Source organism: Actinophytocola sp., assembly GCF_035712165.1.
Classification (GTDB): domain Bacteria; phylum Actinomycetota; class Actinomycetes; order Mycobacteriales; family Pseudonocardiaceae; genus DASYTH01.
Genome location: NZ_DASTBH010000123.1, coordinates 29573 through 45358 on the forward strand (window position 1 = coordinate 29573; position 15786 = coordinate 45358).

Annotated in this window: 13 protein-coding genes and 1 pseudogene; 8 read left to right on the plus strand and 6 right to left on the minus strand. The window is 71.3% G+C overall.

Translation table 11 applies throughout. The features are described 5' to 3' along the window. Positions 1–25: 25 nt before the first annotated feature. From VFO68_RS06810 to VFO68_RS06830, 5 genes and pseudogenes are all read left to right on the plus strand, one after another. Positions 26–787, plus strand: a pseudogene (locus VFO68_RS06810) (sugar phosphate isomerase/epimerase family protein); the annotation flags it as partial. An 81-nt stretch (positions 788–868) separates the two neighbouring features. After that, positions 869–1267, plus strand: a complete 399-nt coding sequence (locus VFO68_RS06815) for a helix-turn-helix transcriptional regulator (protein ID WP_325157307.1) — start codon at positions 869–871, stop codon at positions 1265–1267. Continuing rightward, entirely contained in the window at positions 1268–2053 is a 786-nt protein-coding gene (modA, locus tag VFO68_RS06820) for a molybdate ABC transporter substrate-binding protein (RefSeq protein ID WP_325157308.1), read from the plus strand. It begins immediately after the preceding gene. Then, positions 2050–2868 carry a molybdate ABC transporter permease subunit gene (gene modB, locus VFO68_RS06825; RefSeq protein WP_325157309.1) on the plus strand — a complete coding sequence of 273 codons (819 nt, stop codon included), beginning with the start codon at positions 2050–2052 and terminating at the stop codon, positions 2866–2868. Before modA ends, modB begins: the two co-directional genes overlap by 4 nt. Continuing rightward, complete coding sequence (locus VFO68_RS06830; RefSeq protein WP_325157310.1) at positions 2865–3917, plus strand: ABC transporter ATP-binding protein; 1053 nt, start codon at positions 2865–2867, stop codon at positions 3915–3917. The genes modB and VFO68_RS06830 overlap by 4 nt, the downstream gene beginning before the upstream one ends. Here VFO68_RS06830 and VFO68_RS06835 read toward each other — a convergent pair. The 6 genes from VFO68_RS06835 to VFO68_RS06860 all read right to left on the minus strand — a co-directional run bounded on the left by VFO68_RS06835 (position 3905) and on the right by VFO68_RS06860 (position 8704). Next, positions 3905–4372 (minus strand): hypothetical protein, encoded by a 468-nt coding sequence (locus VFO68_RS06835; protein ID WP_325157311.1) that lies wholly within the window; start codon positions 4370–4372, stop codon positions 3905–3907. The two genes, VFO68_RS06830 and VFO68_RS06835, sit on opposite strands and share 13 nt — an antisense overlap. 45 nt (positions 4373–4417) lie before the next feature. Next, entirely contained in the window at positions 4418–5197 is a 780-nt protein-coding gene (locus tag VFO68_RS06840) for a hypothetical protein (RefSeq protein ID WP_325157312.1), read from the minus strand. A 77-nt stretch (positions 5198–5274) separates the two neighbouring features. After that, a complete protein-coding gene (locus VFO68_RS06845) occupies positions 5275–5988 on the minus strand; it encodes an ABC transporter permease (RefSeq protein ID WP_325157313.1) in 714 nt (237 codons plus the stop codon). A gap of 22 nt (positions 5989–6010) precedes the next feature. Continuing rightward, positions 6011–6928 (minus strand): ABC transporter ATP-binding protein, encoded by a 918-nt coding sequence (locus VFO68_RS06850; RefSeq protein ID WP_325157314.1) that lies wholly within the window; start codon positions 6926–6928, stop codon positions 6011–6013. Then, positions 6925–7788: an ABC-2 transporter permease gene (locus VFO68_RS06855; RefSeq protein ID WP_325157315.1), complete on the minus strand. Its 864-nt coding sequence runs from the start codon at positions 7786–7788 to the stop codon at positions 6925–6927. Before VFO68_RS06855 ends, VFO68_RS06850 begins: the two co-directional genes overlap by 4 nt. A 151-nt stretch (positions 7789–7939) precedes the next feature. Beyond that, the gene (locus tag VFO68_RS06860) at positions 7940–8704 is read right to left on the minus strand and encodes an ABC transporter ATP-binding protein (protein WP_325157316.1); all 765 of its coding nucleotides are present in this window, start codon (positions 8702–8704) and stop codon (positions 7940–7942) included. 197 nt (positions 8705–8901) lie between these two features. Here VFO68_RS06860 and VFO68_RS06865 point away from each other — a divergent pair, with 197 nt between their 5' ends. The 3 genes from VFO68_RS06865 (at position 8902) to narH (ending at position 15616) form a co-directional block, all read left to right on the plus strand. Continuing rightward, a complete protein-coding gene (locus tag VFO68_RS06865) occupies positions 8902–10137 on the plus strand; it encodes an MFS transporter (protein ID WP_325157317.1) in 1236 nt (411 codons plus the stop codon). Beyond that, the gene (locus VFO68_RS06870; protein WP_325157318.1) at positions 10134–13826 is read left to right on the plus strand and encodes a nitrate reductase subunit alpha; all 3693 of its coding nucleotides are present in this window, start codon (positions 10134–10136) and stop codon (positions 13824–13826) included. Before VFO68_RS06865 ends, VFO68_RS06870 begins: the two co-directional genes overlap by 4 nt. A 140-nt stretch (positions 13827–13966) precedes the next feature. Continuing rightward, the gene (narH, locus tag VFO68_RS06875; RefSeq protein ID WP_325157319.1) at positions 13967–15616 is read left to right on the plus strand and encodes a nitrate reductase subunit beta; all 1650 of its coding nucleotides are present in this window, start codon (positions 13967–13969) and stop codon (positions 15614–15616) included. Positions 15617–15786 lie beyond the last annotated feature (170 nt).

The window sequence follows — 15786 nt, forward strand, 5'->3', positions numbered from 1 at the left end:
GCCGCCGCGGCTGGTGGACGCCGCCGCCCGCGCCGGCTACCGGTACGTGGGCCTGCGCCTGACCCGGGTCACCCCGGACGAGCCGCACCATCCGCTCACCACCGACCCGGTCCTGCTGCGGGAGACCAAACTCCGGCTGGCCGCGACCGGGGTCGAGGTGCTGGACGTGGAGCTTGCCCGGATCGGACCGGACGACGACCCGCGCGACTTCCTGCCGGTGCTGCAGACCGGCGCCGAGCTGGGCGCCCGGCACGTGATCACCCAGCTACCCGACCCCGACCCGGCCCGCAAGGCGGACAACTTCGCGGCGCTGTGCGATCTCGCCCAACCGTTCGGGCTCACCATCGACCTGGAGTTCCCGTCCTGGACCGAGACTCCCGACCTCGCCGCCGCCGTGGCGGTGCTGCGCGCCGCGGACCGCCCCAACGCCGGCATCCTGGTCGACCTGCTGCACTTCGCCCGCTCGGACTCGAGCGTGGCCGACCTGGGCGGGCTGCCCCGTAGCTGGTTCCACTTCGCCCACGTCTGCGACGCGCCGGCCGAGGTGCCCGAGTCCGTCGCGGGCCTCATCCACACCGCCCGCGCCGAACGCCTGCTGCCCGGCGAGGGCGGCATCGACACCCGCGGCATCCTCGCCGCCCTGCCGCCCGGCATCCCCTACGCCCTGGAGATCCCGCACGCCGTGCGGACGGCCCGGATGGGCGCGCCGGACTACGTCCGGCTGGCGATCACCGCATGCCGGACACACCTCGACCGCGCCGTGCTCCAGCCCACCGGATCCCCCTGACCGGCGGGGCCAGGGCAGGATCCGCAAAAACCCCCATCTGCCGGACCGGTCGCCGTGTTCGCGTGACTAGACTCGTCGGCTATGCCGAAGTTGCGGATCAGTGAGGCCGCGAGCCTGCTGGGCGTCAGCGACGACACCGTGCGCCGGTGGGTCGATCAGGGGCGGCTGCCGGTCGTGCAGGGGGACAACAACCGCATGGCGGTGGAGGGCAGCGAACTGGCCGCGTTCGTGCAGCGGCAGGCCGAGGCGCCGGAGGCCGGGGTCTCGATCGCCAGGTCGGCCCGCAACCGGATGCGGGGGATCGTCACCCGGGTGCGCAAGGACGGGGTGATGGCCCAGGTCGAGATGCAGGCCGGACCGTTTCGGATCGTCTCGCTGATGAGCCGGGAGGCCGCCGACGAACTCGGGCTGGAGGTCGGCAGCGTCGCGGTCGCCTCGATCAAGTCCACCCATGTCGTCGTCGAGATCCCGGAGGCGTGAATGCCGCGCTCGTCCCGAGCGGTCGCACTGGCCGCGACCGCCGCCCTGCTGGCCGGATGCGGCAGCGGCGAAACCCCGGCGGCGCCGGCCGGTTCCGGCCCGGAAGCCGTCACCGGGGACGTCACGGTGTTCGCCGCCGCGTCGCTGACCGAGGCATTCACCCGGATCGGCAAGGACTTCGAGGCGGCCAACCCCGGGACCCACGTGCGGTTCAACTTCGCCGGCAGTTCGGCGTTGGCCCAGCAGATCAACCAGGGCGCGCCGGCCGACGTGTTCGCCTCCGCCGCGCCCACCAACATGAAGCAGGTCACCGACACCGGCGCGGTCACCGCCGCCCCGGTCGTGTTCGTGCGGAACAGGCTGGAGATCGCCACCCCGGCCGGCAACCCCGCCAAGGTCACCGGCCTGCCCGACTTCGCCAGGCAGGAGCTCAAGATCGCGCTGTGCGCCGAGCAGGTGCCGTGCGGCGCCGCGTCGAAGAAGGTGTTCCAGACGGCCGGCGTCACCCCGGCCCCGGACACTCTCGAACAGGACGTGAAAGCCGTGCTGTCCAAGGTTTCCCTCGGTGAGGTGGACGCCGCGCTGGTGTACCGGACCGATGTCAGGGCCGCCGGGAACAAGGTCACCGGCCTGCCCTTCCCCGAGGCCGACAGCGCGGTCAACGACTATCCCGTCGCGCCGGTCGTGAAGGCCCCCAACGTGTCCGGCGCCCGGGCATTCATCGACTGGGTGCTCTCCGACAAGGGCAGGGCGGTGCTGACCGACGCCGGTTTCGCCGCTCCATGACCGTGTCCACCGCCCGGCGCGACCGGCGACGGCGAGCACGGGCCCCGCTCGTCCTCGCCGTCCCGGCGCTGATCGGCCTGGCGTTCCTGGTCGTGCCGCTGGCCGGGCTGGTCGTGCGGGCGCCCTGGGGCACGCTGACCGACCAGTTGCTGCGCCCCGAGGTCGGCCAGGCGCTGGTCCTGTCGCTGGTCTGCGCCACCACGGCCACCGCGATCTGTTTCGTGCTCGGCGTTCCGCTCGCCTGGCTGCTGGCCCGCAGCGGGTTGCCCGGCCGCGGCGTGCTGCGGGCGCTGGTCACCGTGCCGCTGGTGCTGCCACCCGTGGTCGGCGGCGTGGCGCTGCTGCTGGTGCTGGGCCGGCGGGGAATCCTCGGCCAGTACCTGGACGCCTGGTTCGGCATCTCGCTGCCGTTCACCACCGCCGGCGTCGTGGTCGCCGAGGCGTTCGTCGCCATGCCGTTCCTGGTGATCTCCGTCGAGGGCGCGCTGCGCGGCGCCGACCCCCGGTACGAGGACGCCGCCGCCACCCTCGGCGCGTCCCGCTGGCTCACCTTCCGCCGGGTCACGCTGCCGTCGATCGCGCCCGGTCTGGTCGCCGGCACCGTGCTGTGCTGGGCCCGCGCGCTGGGCGAGTTCGGCGCCACCATCACCTTCGCCGGCAACTTCCCCGGCGAGACCACCACCATGCCGCTGGCCGTCTACCTGGCGCTGGAGACCGATCCCGGCGCCGCCATCGTGCTGTCCCTCGTGCTGCTCGCCCTGTCCATCGCCGTCCTGGTCAGCCTGCGCGACCGCTGGATCTCCACGCCGTCATGACCCTGCACGCCGAGTTGACCGTCACCCGCGACACCGGGTTCCACGTGGAGTTGGACCTGTGCGTGCAGCCCGGCCAGGTCGTCGCCCTGCTCGGGCCCAACGGCGCCGGCAAGACGACCGTGCTGCGCGCCCTCGCCGGCCTGCTGCCGATCACCGCCGGCCGGATCCGCCTCGACGACGAAACCTGGGACCGGCCGCCGGAGGTGTTCGTCCCCGCCGAAAGCCGCCGGGCCGGCGTGGTGTTCCAGGACTACCTGCTGTTCAACCACATGACCGCACTGGACAACGTCGCGTTCGGACCGCGCGCCCGCGGCGCCGACCGCAGCACCGCCCGCGCGCTCGCCAGGCGCTGGCTCGACCAGGTCGGCCTCGCCGGCCAGGCGCAGGCCAAACCCCGTGCCCTGTCCGGCGGCCAGGCCCAGCGCGTCGCGCTCGCCCGCGCACTGGCCACCGAACCGGCCCTGCTGCTGCTGGACGAACCGCTCGCCGCGCTCGACGCCGGCACCCGCATCCAGATCCGCGCGGAGCTGGCCCACCATCTCGACGACTATCCCGGCCACACCCTGCTGGTCACCCACGACCCGCTGGACGCCATGGTGCTCGCCGACCACCTGGTCATCATCGAGAACGGCCGGGTCGTCCAAAGTGGACCGCCCGCCGGCGTCGCCCGCCAGCCCCGCACCGACTACGTCGCCCACCTCGTCGGTCTCAACCTCTACCGGGGCAGCGCCACCGGCACCACCGTCGAGTTGCGCGACGGCGGCCGGTTCAGCATCGCCGAACCCGCCACCGGCCCGGTCCACGTCGCCTTTCCCCCCACCGCCGTGAGCCTGCACCCGCAGCCTCCCACCGGCAGCCCGCGCAACAGCTGGCCGGTCACCATCGCCGCCATCGAACAGCACGCCCACACGATCCGGGTCCGGCTCGACGGCACCCCCGCCGTCCTGGCCGACATCACCCCGGCCACCCTCGCCGAGCTCCGCCTCACCCCCGGCACCCGGCTGTGGGCCACCGTCAAGGCGACCGAGACCACCACCTACCCCGCCTGAGCCGCTGCGCCCGCTTCCGGCTTGCGCTCGAAGGTCAGGTCGAAGTCCTTGCGCCAGGTCTGGCCCTGGTCCTCGGATGCCTCCCACCGGCCGACGATCCGGTCGGCCTCGACGTCGCCGATGAAGCGCTGGTGGAAGTCCGGGTCCGTCCGGCTCATGGTCCAGTGCCCGTCGCCGAAGGTCATGGCGTACAGCCGGCACACGCCGCGTTCGTCCTGGTAGAGCACGAAGTAGGCGTCGTTCGGATCGCTGCGTCCGATGACCAGGCTCATCTCGGTGTGGTGCGCGGTCTCGCCGAGGGTCGTCCGCACGACCAGGAGCGACTCGCCCAGCCGCTCGATCGTGGTGGTGCCGCGCACCTCCTGGCCGGGCGGATCGAGGAACCAGGCGTTCGACATCGTCGTGGTCCACTCGCCGACGAGACCGTGGAGCTTCTCCAGTTCGGTGTTGCGCATCGGTTCCTCCGCCTCGGTTCTACGCCGGGTGCAGGCTACCGGGCTTCAGTGCGGTGGCCGGGTGGCGAGCCGGGCCAGGGCGGACTCGGCGTCGCAGGAGGTTTCGCCGGGCTGGACGAGGACGCGGGGCGGATACCAGACCAGGACGTCGCCGCCCACCCGGGAGCCGAACAGGCACTGCACATCGCCGGACCTGATCACGCGAACCGCCACGCCGACGTCGCCGCCCCGGACCATCGACAGCACGTCCGGAGGGATCCCGGCGAGGTTGGTCTCCGGGTCGACCGGCGGGGCGGGCAGACCACGGTCCAGCGCGGCCCGCACCTCCGTCTCGGTCGGGTTCGCCGGCAGCACGGACAGCACCGCGTGCAGGGCGGCGTCATGGCCGCGCGGGATCTCGTGCCGGGGTTGGGGCGGCGGCGTGATCGCCACGGCGCCGGCCGGACAGTTGATCCGGTCCGGTTTGCCGATCATGCCGTAGTAGTTGAAGGTGAGCTCGTAGCAGGCGTTCACCGGATCCCGGTACCCGAACCGGGACTGCCCACCCGGCTGATGGATCCGGATCACCAGGCGCGCCTTCGGATCCTGCGGCCCGGTCGCGTCGAAGTCCTTGGCCTCCAACACGCTGAAGTTCTCGCTGCGCCCCAGGGTGGTCGCCAGCGCGGCCCGCGCGAACCCCATCGCCGAACTCTGCCGGGGATAACCGATCGCCACCCCCAGCGTGTCGGCCTGCCGGTCGGTTTCCGCGTTCCCCGGCGCACACCCGGCCAGCAGCACGCCGACACTCCCCAGCACGACCGCACCAACGACCCCGGACATCCCCATGCCGGCACACTAACGCCGGCAACCCGGACGCGGCGCCGATCTGCACCGAATCTTCACACCCGTTGGGGGTGGCAGCTTCAGCTGGTTTCACCGGCGAGGGAGAAGGAGCGCAGGCGGGTGGTGGCGCCCGCGGTGGCGGCGACGGCGATGAGTGCGGCCAGGATCAGGGCGGTGGCCGGGGCCAGGTTGGCGGGTAGCCAGCGGGTGTCGGCGATCCATTCGGCGATGGACGCGGCGTACTGGCGGATGCTCAGCACCCGGGTGCCGCCGATGAAGTTGGTGAGCAGGTTCTCCCACAGGATGATGTAGACCAGCCCGACGGCGACCGGGCGCCGGGTCAGCAGGCTCAGCGCCAGGAACACGGCCGAGTAGGCGAGGGCGGCCACGGTGGCGCCGATCGCGAGGCCGGCGGCGAGGGCTGCGGAACCGGTGAGCAGGCCGGCGACCGCGATCGGAACGGCGGCGGCCAGGGTGGTCACACCCCAGGCCACGGCCAGCTTCGAAAGCACGATCTCGTGGCGGGGCAACGGTTTGGTGAGCAGGTAGGTGATCGTGCCGTCCTCGATCTCCAGACCGAGCACGCTGCTGCCGATGATCAGGGCGGTGAGCGGGAGAACCACGGCGAGGCCGAGTTGGCCGAACACGATGGGTCCCCAGTCGTCGAGGTCGGCAGGTGTGCTCCGCGCGATCAGGGTGAGGGTGATCAGGAGCGCGGGCATGGGCACCAGCAACAGCACCCGCCTGCGGCCGAACAGGGCGCGGGCGGTGAGGGTCGCGATCGTCAGGTTCATTTTGCCTCGCTCGCGGGCTCGCTCATTGGGCCACCAGGTAGGAGAACACGTCCTCGAGGGACTCGTCGGAGGGCAGCACGCCGGTCAGCCGGATGTCGGCGTCCCGGGCCGCCCTGGCCAGCGCGCGGGTGAACGTGCCGTAGTCGTTGGCGCGCACCTGCAACCCGGTGTCGGGGACGAGCTCCACACCGGACACCGAGCCCTGGTTCATCAGCACGGTGCCCAACCGCCGGTCGTCGGAGGACTGGATGACGAACACGTGCGGTCGGGTGGTCATCAGCCGGCGGATGTGCCGGTAGTCGCCGGAGGCGGCGAGCCGGCCCGCGACGATCACCTGCACGATGCCGGACAGCTGCTCGACCTCCTCCAGGATGTGCGAGCTGAACAGGATCGTCCGGCCGTCGTCGGCCATCCGGTGCAGCAGGTCCATCATGTGCAGCCGCTGCCGGGGATCCATGCCGTTGAACGGTTCGTCCAGCACCAGCACCGCGGGATCGTGCACCAGCGCGGCGGCCACCCGGGTGCGCTGCCGCATTCCCTTGGAGTAGGTGGAGATCCGCCGGCGTTCGGCGTCACCGAGCTCCACGATGTCCAGCGCGCGCCGGGTCGCGGCCTCCGGGTGGGGCAGCCGGTGCAGCTTCGCGTTGACGAGCACGAACTCCCAGGCGGTGAGAAACCCCGGTACCCCTTCGTGTTCGGTGACCAGCCCGAGCCGGCGGTACACCTCGGGGTTGCGCCAGCTCGGCGCGCCGCCGACGGCCAGCGTGCCCTGCGACGGCCGCAGCAGCCCGGCGATCATGTGCAGCACGGTGGTCTTTCCGGCGCCGTTCGGGCCGAGCAGCCCGGTCACCCCGGGCCCGACGGTCAGCGTGATGTCGTTGACCGCGACCACGTTGCCGTACCAGCGCGACACGGAAGCCAACTCCACAGTAGACGTCATACCTTCACCCTCCGGTAGCGCCACAGCAGCGCGGCGGTGCCCAGCGCGGTGAGCGCGAGCGCCACCAGGCCGTACACCGCGCCGTACGGGCCGATCCGCACCAGCCCTTCGCCGAACAGCCACCGGTCCACCCCGTTGACCAGGCTGACCGGGTCGAGCAGGCCGGCAAGCTGACCGAGCGCGCCGTCGTCGAGCGCACCGATCACCCCGGACACCGGCGCCAGGATCAGGAACACGGCGATGATCAGGCCGGTGCCGAACATCCGGCGGCCGGTCAGCGCGGCCAGCGGCAGCGCGAGCGCGGCGAACACCGACGCGTGGATGAGCGCGGCGGCGAGCCCGGCGAGCAGGCCGCCGGCCTCGCTGAGCACCCCCGAGAGACCGTCGCTGGTGTTGAACGCCATGCCCACGAACATGATCAGCATCGGTCCGGCGAACAGCACGAACACCGCGCCGGCCAGTGCGGCCAGCTTCGCCAGCGCGTAGTCCGACCGGTTGACCGGCCGGGACAGGTACAGCGCGAGCACGTTGTTGCGCAGGTCCCGGGACACCAGCTCCGGACCCACGATCGCCGCGAAAACCGTTGCCGCGTAGGAGAACGTCGACACCAGGCCGACATAGCTCAGGACCGGGGCAGGCGACTGGGTGTTGACCATCACCAGGATCACCGCCGCCATGCAGGCCAGGGTGAACAGCCCGAGCGGCAGGATCTTCGCCTTGGCGGTGCGGCCCAGCCCGTAGGCGGCGCGCAGGCTGTAGGTGCACAGGGAGCGCGCCGCGTACCCGCGGCCCAGCCGCACCCCGGCGTAGCGCTGGTATCCGATGTCGTGAATGACACCCGGCGCCGCGTTACCCGACATGGCTCTCCTGAACGGGTTGAGCGTCCCGGAACAGGTCGGCCACCTGGTGCCGGCGCCGCTGCACCCGGTGCAGCGACAGGTCGAGGTCGGCCACCGCGTCCCGGATGACGTCGTAGGTCCGCTCGCCGTCGAGTTCGACCAGCAGCCCGCGCTAGGCCGGGCGGACCGTCAGCCCGGCGGCCCGCAGCGCCTCGGCCAGCGGCCCGGCGTCCTCGTCGACCTCGACCATCAGCAGGTCCTGGTGGCGGGTCACGGCCGACAGCGAAGCCGAGCGGAGCAGCCGGCCGCCGTCGATGGCCACCAGCGAGGTGCAGATCCGCTCGATCTCGCCGAGCAGGTGCGAGCACACCAGCACGGAGATCCCGAACTCGCTGCCGATCCGCGCCACCATGGCCAGCATCGCCTTGCGGCCCTCCGGATCCAGGCCGTTGGTGGGCTCGTCGAGCAGCAGCAGTTCCGGGTCGTGCACCAGAGCCTGCGCGAGCTTGACCCGCTGCCGCATACCGGTGGAGTAGCCGCCGATCTGGCGGTAGCGCTCCTCGTACATGCCGACGTGCCGCAGCGTCTCCGACGCCCGCTCCCGCGCGGTCGGGGCCGGCAGCCCGGACATCCGGCCCAGGTGTGTGATCAGTTCGGCGGCCGAGACGTCCGGCGGCAGGCAGTCGTGCTCCGGCATGTAGCCGACCCGGGCCCGCACCGCCGCCCCCTCGGTGACCGGATCCAGCCCCAGCACCCGGATCGCGCCGCCGGTCGGGGTGAGCAGGCCGAGCGCGAGCTTGATCAGCGTGCTCTTGCCGGCGCCGTTCGCGCCGACCAGCCCGACGATGCCCGGCTCGATCCCGACGGTGAGCCCGGCCAGCGCGGTCACGCCGCCGTCGTAGCGCTTCTCCAGCGCGTCCGTCTCGATGACCACCACGGCCCAGACCCTAGGACCCCGCCAGGCCCGCCCGCATCGAGCGGTTCCCTGATTCTCACCCTTAAGGGTCGAGGCGGGCGGGACGTAGGTCCCACGAAGGTGGAGGAAGTGGTCCCTGGCCGTCTCGACATGCAGGCGGAGACGATCACGGTGACCATGAGCGCGAGGATCAGGAACGGCGGGAACCTTTGACAGGGATGCAGGTGTCGCAGGTGGACGCAGACGACCGGGTACCGACCACCGGTCAACGGGTGTTGATGCTCACGCTGGCCACGGTCGGCTTCGCGGTGAACTTCTGGGCCTGGGCGTTGCTCAGCCCGCTGGGACCGCGGTTCAAGGACGATCTGGGACTGACGTCGTTCCAGCAGGCCCTGCTGGTGGCGGTGCCGGTCGTGGTCGGCTCGCTGGGGCGGATTCCGGTGGGCGCGCTGACCGACAAGTTCGGCGGCCGGCTGATGTTTCCGCTGGTGAGCCTGGCGACGATCGTGCCGGTGCTGTACCTGGGGCTGGCCGGGCATTCGTCCCTGGCCGCGCTGCTGGTCGGCGGGTTCTTCCTGGGCATCGGCGGCACGGCGTTCGCGGTCGGGGTGCCGTTCGTCAACGCGTGGTTCCCGCCGGAGCGGCGCGGGCTGGCCATCGGGATCTTCGGCATGGGCATGGGCGGCACCGCGATCAGCGCGTTGACCACGGTGAAGCTGGTCAACGCCGGCAGCCTGGCGACGCCGTTCGTGGTGACCGCGGTGGTGCTGGCGGTCTATGCCGTCGTGGCGTACCTGCTGCTGCGCGACGCACCGGGCCGGGTGGTGCCGACCGAGTCGCTGGGCCGCCGGCTGGCGGCCACGCTGCGGCTCCCGGTCACCTGGCAGGCCTCGGCGCTGTACGCGGTGGCCTTCGGCGGATATGTGGCGTTCTCGGTGTACCTGCCGGCGTATCTCAAGACGGCCTACGGGCTGACCCAGGCCGATGCGGCGAACCGGATGGCCGGGTTCGTGCTGGTCGCGGTGGTGATGCGCCCGGTCGGCGGGTGGCTGTCGGACCGGCTCGGACCGGCCCTGGTGCTGGTCGGCGCGCTGGGCGTGGTCACCGTGGGCGCATTCGTGCAGGCGTTCACCCCGGGGCTGATGCCGCTGGGCACGATCGCGTTCCTGTCCATGGCGGGCGCGCTGGGTGCCGGCAGCGGCGCGGTGTTCGCGCTGGTCGCCCTGCTGGCGCCGGCGAACAAGGTGGGTTCGGTGACCGGCGTAGTCGGCGCCGCCGGCGGGTTGGGTGGGTTCGTGCCGCCGCTGGTGATGGGTGCCCTGTACGGGGCCTTTGCCTCCTACGCCCTGGGGCTGGCGGCCCTCGGCGTCGTCGCGCTGGCCGCGCTGGCGTTCACCGCCACCACCGTGCGCCGCGCGGTGGTCACTCGTGACAACGCAAAGGCGACCGCATGAGTAGTCCTGGTCTGGACAGCGGGCTGACCGACGCCCTGGTGCGCACCCGCCGGTTCTTCACCCGCCGGCCCTTCACTGACACGGCGGTCTCCGAGGACCTGCGCACCCTGCACCGGATCGGGGGCCGGCAGGCGGACGAGTTCTACCGGGACCGGTGGAGCCACGACAAGGTGGTGCGCTCCACCCATGGGGTGAACTGCACGGGCTCCTGTTCGTGGAAGGTCTACGTCAAGGACGGGATCATCACCTGGGAGGCCCAGCAGACGGACTACCCGTCCGTGGGTCCCGACCGACCGGAGTACGAGCCGCGCGGCTGCCCGCGCGGCGCGGCGTTCTCCTGGTACACCTACTCGCCGACCCGGGTGCGCTACCCCTACGTGCGGGGCGTGCTGCTCCAGCTGTACCGGGAGGCCAAGGCGCGCACCGGTGATCCGGTGCTGGCCTGGGCGGAGATCACCGGGAACCCGGAGACCGCGCGCAAGTACAAGTCGGCCCGCGGCCGCGGCGGTCTGGTGCGCGCGTCCTGGGACGAGGCGACCGAACTGGTCGCGGCGGCGCACGTGCACACCATCAAGAAGTACGGCCCCGACCGGGTGGCCGGCTTCTCCCCCATTCCGGCGATGTCGATGGTGTCGCATGCGTCCGGGGCGCGGTTCGTGTCGCTGCTCGGCGGGACGATGCTGTCGTTCTACGACTGGTACGCCGACCTGCCGGTGGCCTCCCCGCAGGTGTTCGGCGACCAGACCGACGTGCCGGAGTCCGGCGACTGGTGGGACGCCGGCTACCTGATCATGTGGGGCTCGAACCTGCCGGTGACCCGCACCCCGGACGCGCACTGGATGGCCGAGGCCCGCTACCGCGGCCAGAAGGTGGTCGCCGTGGCCCCGGACTACGCCGACAACGTCAAGTTCGCCGACGAGTGGCTGGCCGCGCGGCCGGGCACCGACGGCGCGCTGGCGATGGCCATGGGCCACGTGATCCTGCGCGAGTTCTTCGTCGAGCGGCAGGTGCCGTACTTCACCGACTACGTCAAGCGCTACACCGACCTGCCGTTCCTGGTGCGGCTGGACGAGCACGGCGACTCCTACCGGCCGGGCAAGTTCCTCACCGCCGCCGACCTCGACGACACCGAGAACGCCGAGAATGCCGCGTTCAAGACCGTGCTGCTGGATACCGCGACCGGGCGGCCGGTGGTGGCCAACGGCTCGCTCGGCTTCCGGTTCGGCCCGGACGGCATGGGCCAGTGGAACCTCGACCTCGGCGCCATCGACCCGCAACTGTCGTTGCACGGCGCGGACTCGGTGCCGATCACGCTGCCCCGGTTCGACGCACCGGACGGCGCGCCCGGCGAACTGCGCCGCGGGGTGCCGGCCCGGCGGGTCGGCCCGCATCTGGTGACCACGGTGTTCGACCTGCTGCTGGCCCAGTACGGGGTGCACCGGGATGGGCTGCCCGGCGACTGGCCGGCCGGCTACGACGACGCCACCCAGCCGTACACCCCGGCCTGGCAGGAGCCGATCACCGGCGTGCCGGCCAAGGCGGCGGCGCGGATCGGCCGGGAGTTCGCCGCCAACGCCGAGGAGTCGGGCGGCCGGTCGATGATCGTCATGGGCGCGGGCACCAACCACTGGTTCCACTCCGACACCATCTACCGCGCGTTCCTGGCGCTGACCACGCTCACCGGCTGCCAGGGGGTCAACGGCGGCGGCTGGGCGCACTACGTGGGCCAGGAGAAGTGCCGGCCGGTCACCGGTTGGGCCCAACTGGCGTTCGGCCTGGACTGGGCCCGCCCGCCCCGGCAGATGATCCAGACGGCGTACTGGTACCTGCACACCGACCAGTTCCGCTACGACCGGTTCGGCGCGGACACCCTGGCCGCGGCCACCTCGGACGGCCAGCTGGCCGGCCGGACCACGGCCGATGTGATCGCCCTTTCGGCCCGGCTGGGCTGGATGCCGTCCTACCCGACCTTCAACCGCAACCCGCTGGACCTGGTCGACGACGCCGAGCGGTCCGGTCAGTCCCCAGCCGACTATGTGGTCGGCGAGCTGCGGGCCGGCCGGCTGCGGTTCGCCTGCGAGGATCCGGACGCGCCGGAGAACTTCCCCCGGGTGCTGACCGTGTGGCGGGCCAACCTGCTCGGCTCCTCGGCGAAGGGCAACGAGTACTTCCTGAAACACCTGCTGGGCGCCGACTCCTCGCTGCGGGCCACCGAGGCCCCGCCCGAGGCCCGGCCGAAGGACGTGGTGTGGCACGACGAGGCCCCGACCGGCAAGCTGGATCTGTTGCTGGCGCTGGACTTCCGGATGACCAGCACCACCATGTTCGCCGATGTCGTGCTGCCGGCGGCGACCTGGTACGAGAAGCACGACCTGAACACCACCGACATGCACCCGTTCGTGCACTCGTTCAACCCGGCCATCGCCCCGCCGTGGCAGACCCGCACCGACTGGGCCGCCTTCCAGGCCATCGCCGAGGAGTTCAGCCACCTCGCCGAGAAACATCTGGGGGTGCGCAAGGACATCGTGGCCACCCCGCTGCTGCACGACACCTCCGACGAGCTGGCCACGCCGCACGGCCGGGTCCGGGACTGGAAGGCCGGCGAGTGCGAGCCGGTACCCGGTCTGACCATGCCGGCACTGACCGTGCGGGAGCGGGACTACTCCGCGATCGCGGCCAAGATGGCCGCGCTGGGCCCGCTGGCCGACTCGCTCGGCGCGACCACCAAGGGGGTGACGTACAAGCTCGGCCGCGAGGTGGAGTACCTGCGGAACAAGAACGGCGCGGTGCGCGGCGGGCCTGCCGACGGCCGCCCGTCGCTGGCCCGGGACATCCATGCGTGCGAGGCGATCCTGGCGCTGTCCGGGACCACCAACGGGCATCTGGCCACCCAGGGCTTCCGCACCCTGGAGGCGCGCACCGGCACCGAACTGGCGGATCTGGCCGCCGAGCACGAGGGCAAGCGGATCACCTTCGCCGACACCCAGGCCGCGCCGGTGCCGGTGATCACCTCTCCGGAGTGGTCCGGCTCGGAGACCGGCGGCCGGCGCTACTCCCCGTTCACCATCAACGTCGAGCGGCTCAAACCGTGGCACACGCTGACCGGCCGGCAGCACTTCTTCCTCGACCACGACTGGATGGCCGAGCTCGGCGAGCAGCTCCCGGTGTTCCGGCCCCCGCTTTCCATGGCCGAGCTGTTCGGTGAGCCGACCGTCGGCGCACACGGCGAGCTGGGCATCACTGTGCGCTACCTGACCCCGCACTCGAAGTGGTCGATCCACTCCGAGTACCAGGACAACCTGTTCATGCTGAGCCTGTCCCGGGGCGGCCAGACGATCTGGATGTCCAAGGAGGACGCCGCGAAGATCGGCGTTGCGGACAACGACTGGATCGAGGCGGTCAACCGCAACGGCGTGGTCGTCGCCCGCGCGATCGTCTCGCACCGGATGCCGGAGGGCACCGTCTACATGCACCACGCGCAGGACCGGCTCATCGACGTCCCGCTCGCCGAGACCTCCGGCAAACGCGGCGGCATCCACAACTCGCTGACCCGCCTGCTGATCAAACCCTCGCACCTGATCGGCGGCTACGCCCAACTGTCCTTCGCGTTCAACTACCTCGGCCCCACCGGCAACCAGCGCGACGAGGTCACCATGATCCGCCGCCGCAGCCAGGAGGTGGAGTACTAAATGCCAAAGAACTGTGCGGCAGTGACCCACCCGCCACCTCGACCTCAGGGGACCGTGACGGCGGCCGACCACAATCAACCGGACCTCGGGCATGGTCATTGCCAGCGCGACTACCGCATAAAAAATCCGGGGAGGCGGTAATGCGGGTTATGGCGCAGCTGGCCATGGTGATGAACCTGGACAAGTGCATCGGGTGCCACACCTGTTCGGTGACGTGCAAGCAGGCCTGGACCAACCGGTCCGGGGTCGAGTACGTGTGGTTCAACAACGTGGAAACCCGGCCGGGACAGGGATATCCGCGCACCTACGAGGACCAGGAGCGGTGGCGGGGCGGCTGGATGCTGAACCGGCGTGGCCGGCTGGCGCTGCGCGGCGGCGGGCGGCTGCGCAAGCTGCTGACCATCTTCAGCAACCCGAAGCTGCCCAACATCAAGGACTACTACGAGCCCTGGACCTACGACTACGACACGCTGACCAACGCGCCGCTGCAGGAGCACACCCCGGTCGCCCGGCCCCGGTCGCTGATCAGCGGCGAACACACGAAGATCACCTGGTCGGCGAACTGGGACGACAACCTCGGCGGCGCCCCTGACCACGGCGACAAGGATCCGTTGCTGCGCAACATCTCCGACAAGGTCAAGTTCGAGTTCGAGCGGACCTTCATGTTCTACCTGCCGCGCATCTGCGAGCACTGCCTCAACCCGTCGTGCGCGGCGTCCTGCCCGTCCGGGGCGATCTACAAGCGCACCGAGGACGGCATCGTGCTGGTCGACCAGGACCGCTGCCGGGGCTGGCGGATGTGCGTGTCCGGCTGCCCGTACAAGAAGGTGTACTTCAACCACCGCACCGGAAAGGCGGAGAAGTGCACGTTCTGCTTCCCGCGCGTCGAGGTCGGCATCCCCACCGTGTGCGCGGAGACGTGTGTGGGACGGCTGCGCTACATCGGACTGGTGCTCTATGACGCCGACCGGGTGCTGGCGGCCGCGTCCACCCCGGACGAGCAGGACCTCTACGAGGCGCAGCGGAGCGTCCTGCTCGACCCGAACCACCCGACCGTCGTCGCCGAGGCCGAACGGGCCGGTATCCCCCGCGACTGGATCGAGGCGGCGCAGCGGTCACCGATCCACGCGCTGATCAACACCTACCGGGTCGCGCTGCCGCTGCACCCGGAGTACCGCACGATGCCCATGGTCTGGTACATCCCGCCCCTCTCACCCGTCGTCGACGTCGTCGCCGAGACCGGCGAGGACGCGGAGGACAAGGGCAACCTCTTCGCGGCGATCGACGCGCTCCGGATCCCGGTGGAGTACCTCGCCGAGCTGTTCACGGCCGGTGACGTCGTCCCGGTCGACGGGGTGCTCAAGAAGCTCGCGGCCATGCGCAGCTACATGCGCGACATCAACCTGGGCCGCGAGCCCGACGGGTCGATCCCGGCCACGGTCGGCATGACCGAGGAGCAGATGTACGACATGTACCGGCTCCTCGCGATCGCCAAGTACGACGAGCGCTACGTCATCCCGACCGCGCACGCCGAGCAGGCCCACTCCCTGGAGGAGCTGGCCACCGAGTGCTCGGTCTCCGAGTACGGCGGCGGGCAGCACGACCTCTTCGGCGAGGGCTCGGGCACGCCCACCCCCATCGCGGTCGAGAACTTCCGGATGCTCCAGGACCGACAGACCGCCGACTCTCTCGCCGGTCCCGAGAACAAGGGCGCCCGGGTCAACCTGCTGAACTGGGACGGCAAGGGCTCGCCGCCCGGCCTGTTCCCCCCGAAGGGGGACGGCTCGTGAGCCGGCAACGACCGAAGCCGACCCTCCGCCCGGCCCAGCTGACGGTCGCGTGGCAGTCGGTCTCGCTGCTCCTCGACTACCCCGACGAGGGCATGATCGAGCAGGTCGAGCTGATCCGCTCCGCCTCCCACGGCCTGCCGGCCGCCGTCGGGGACCCGATCCGGACGTTC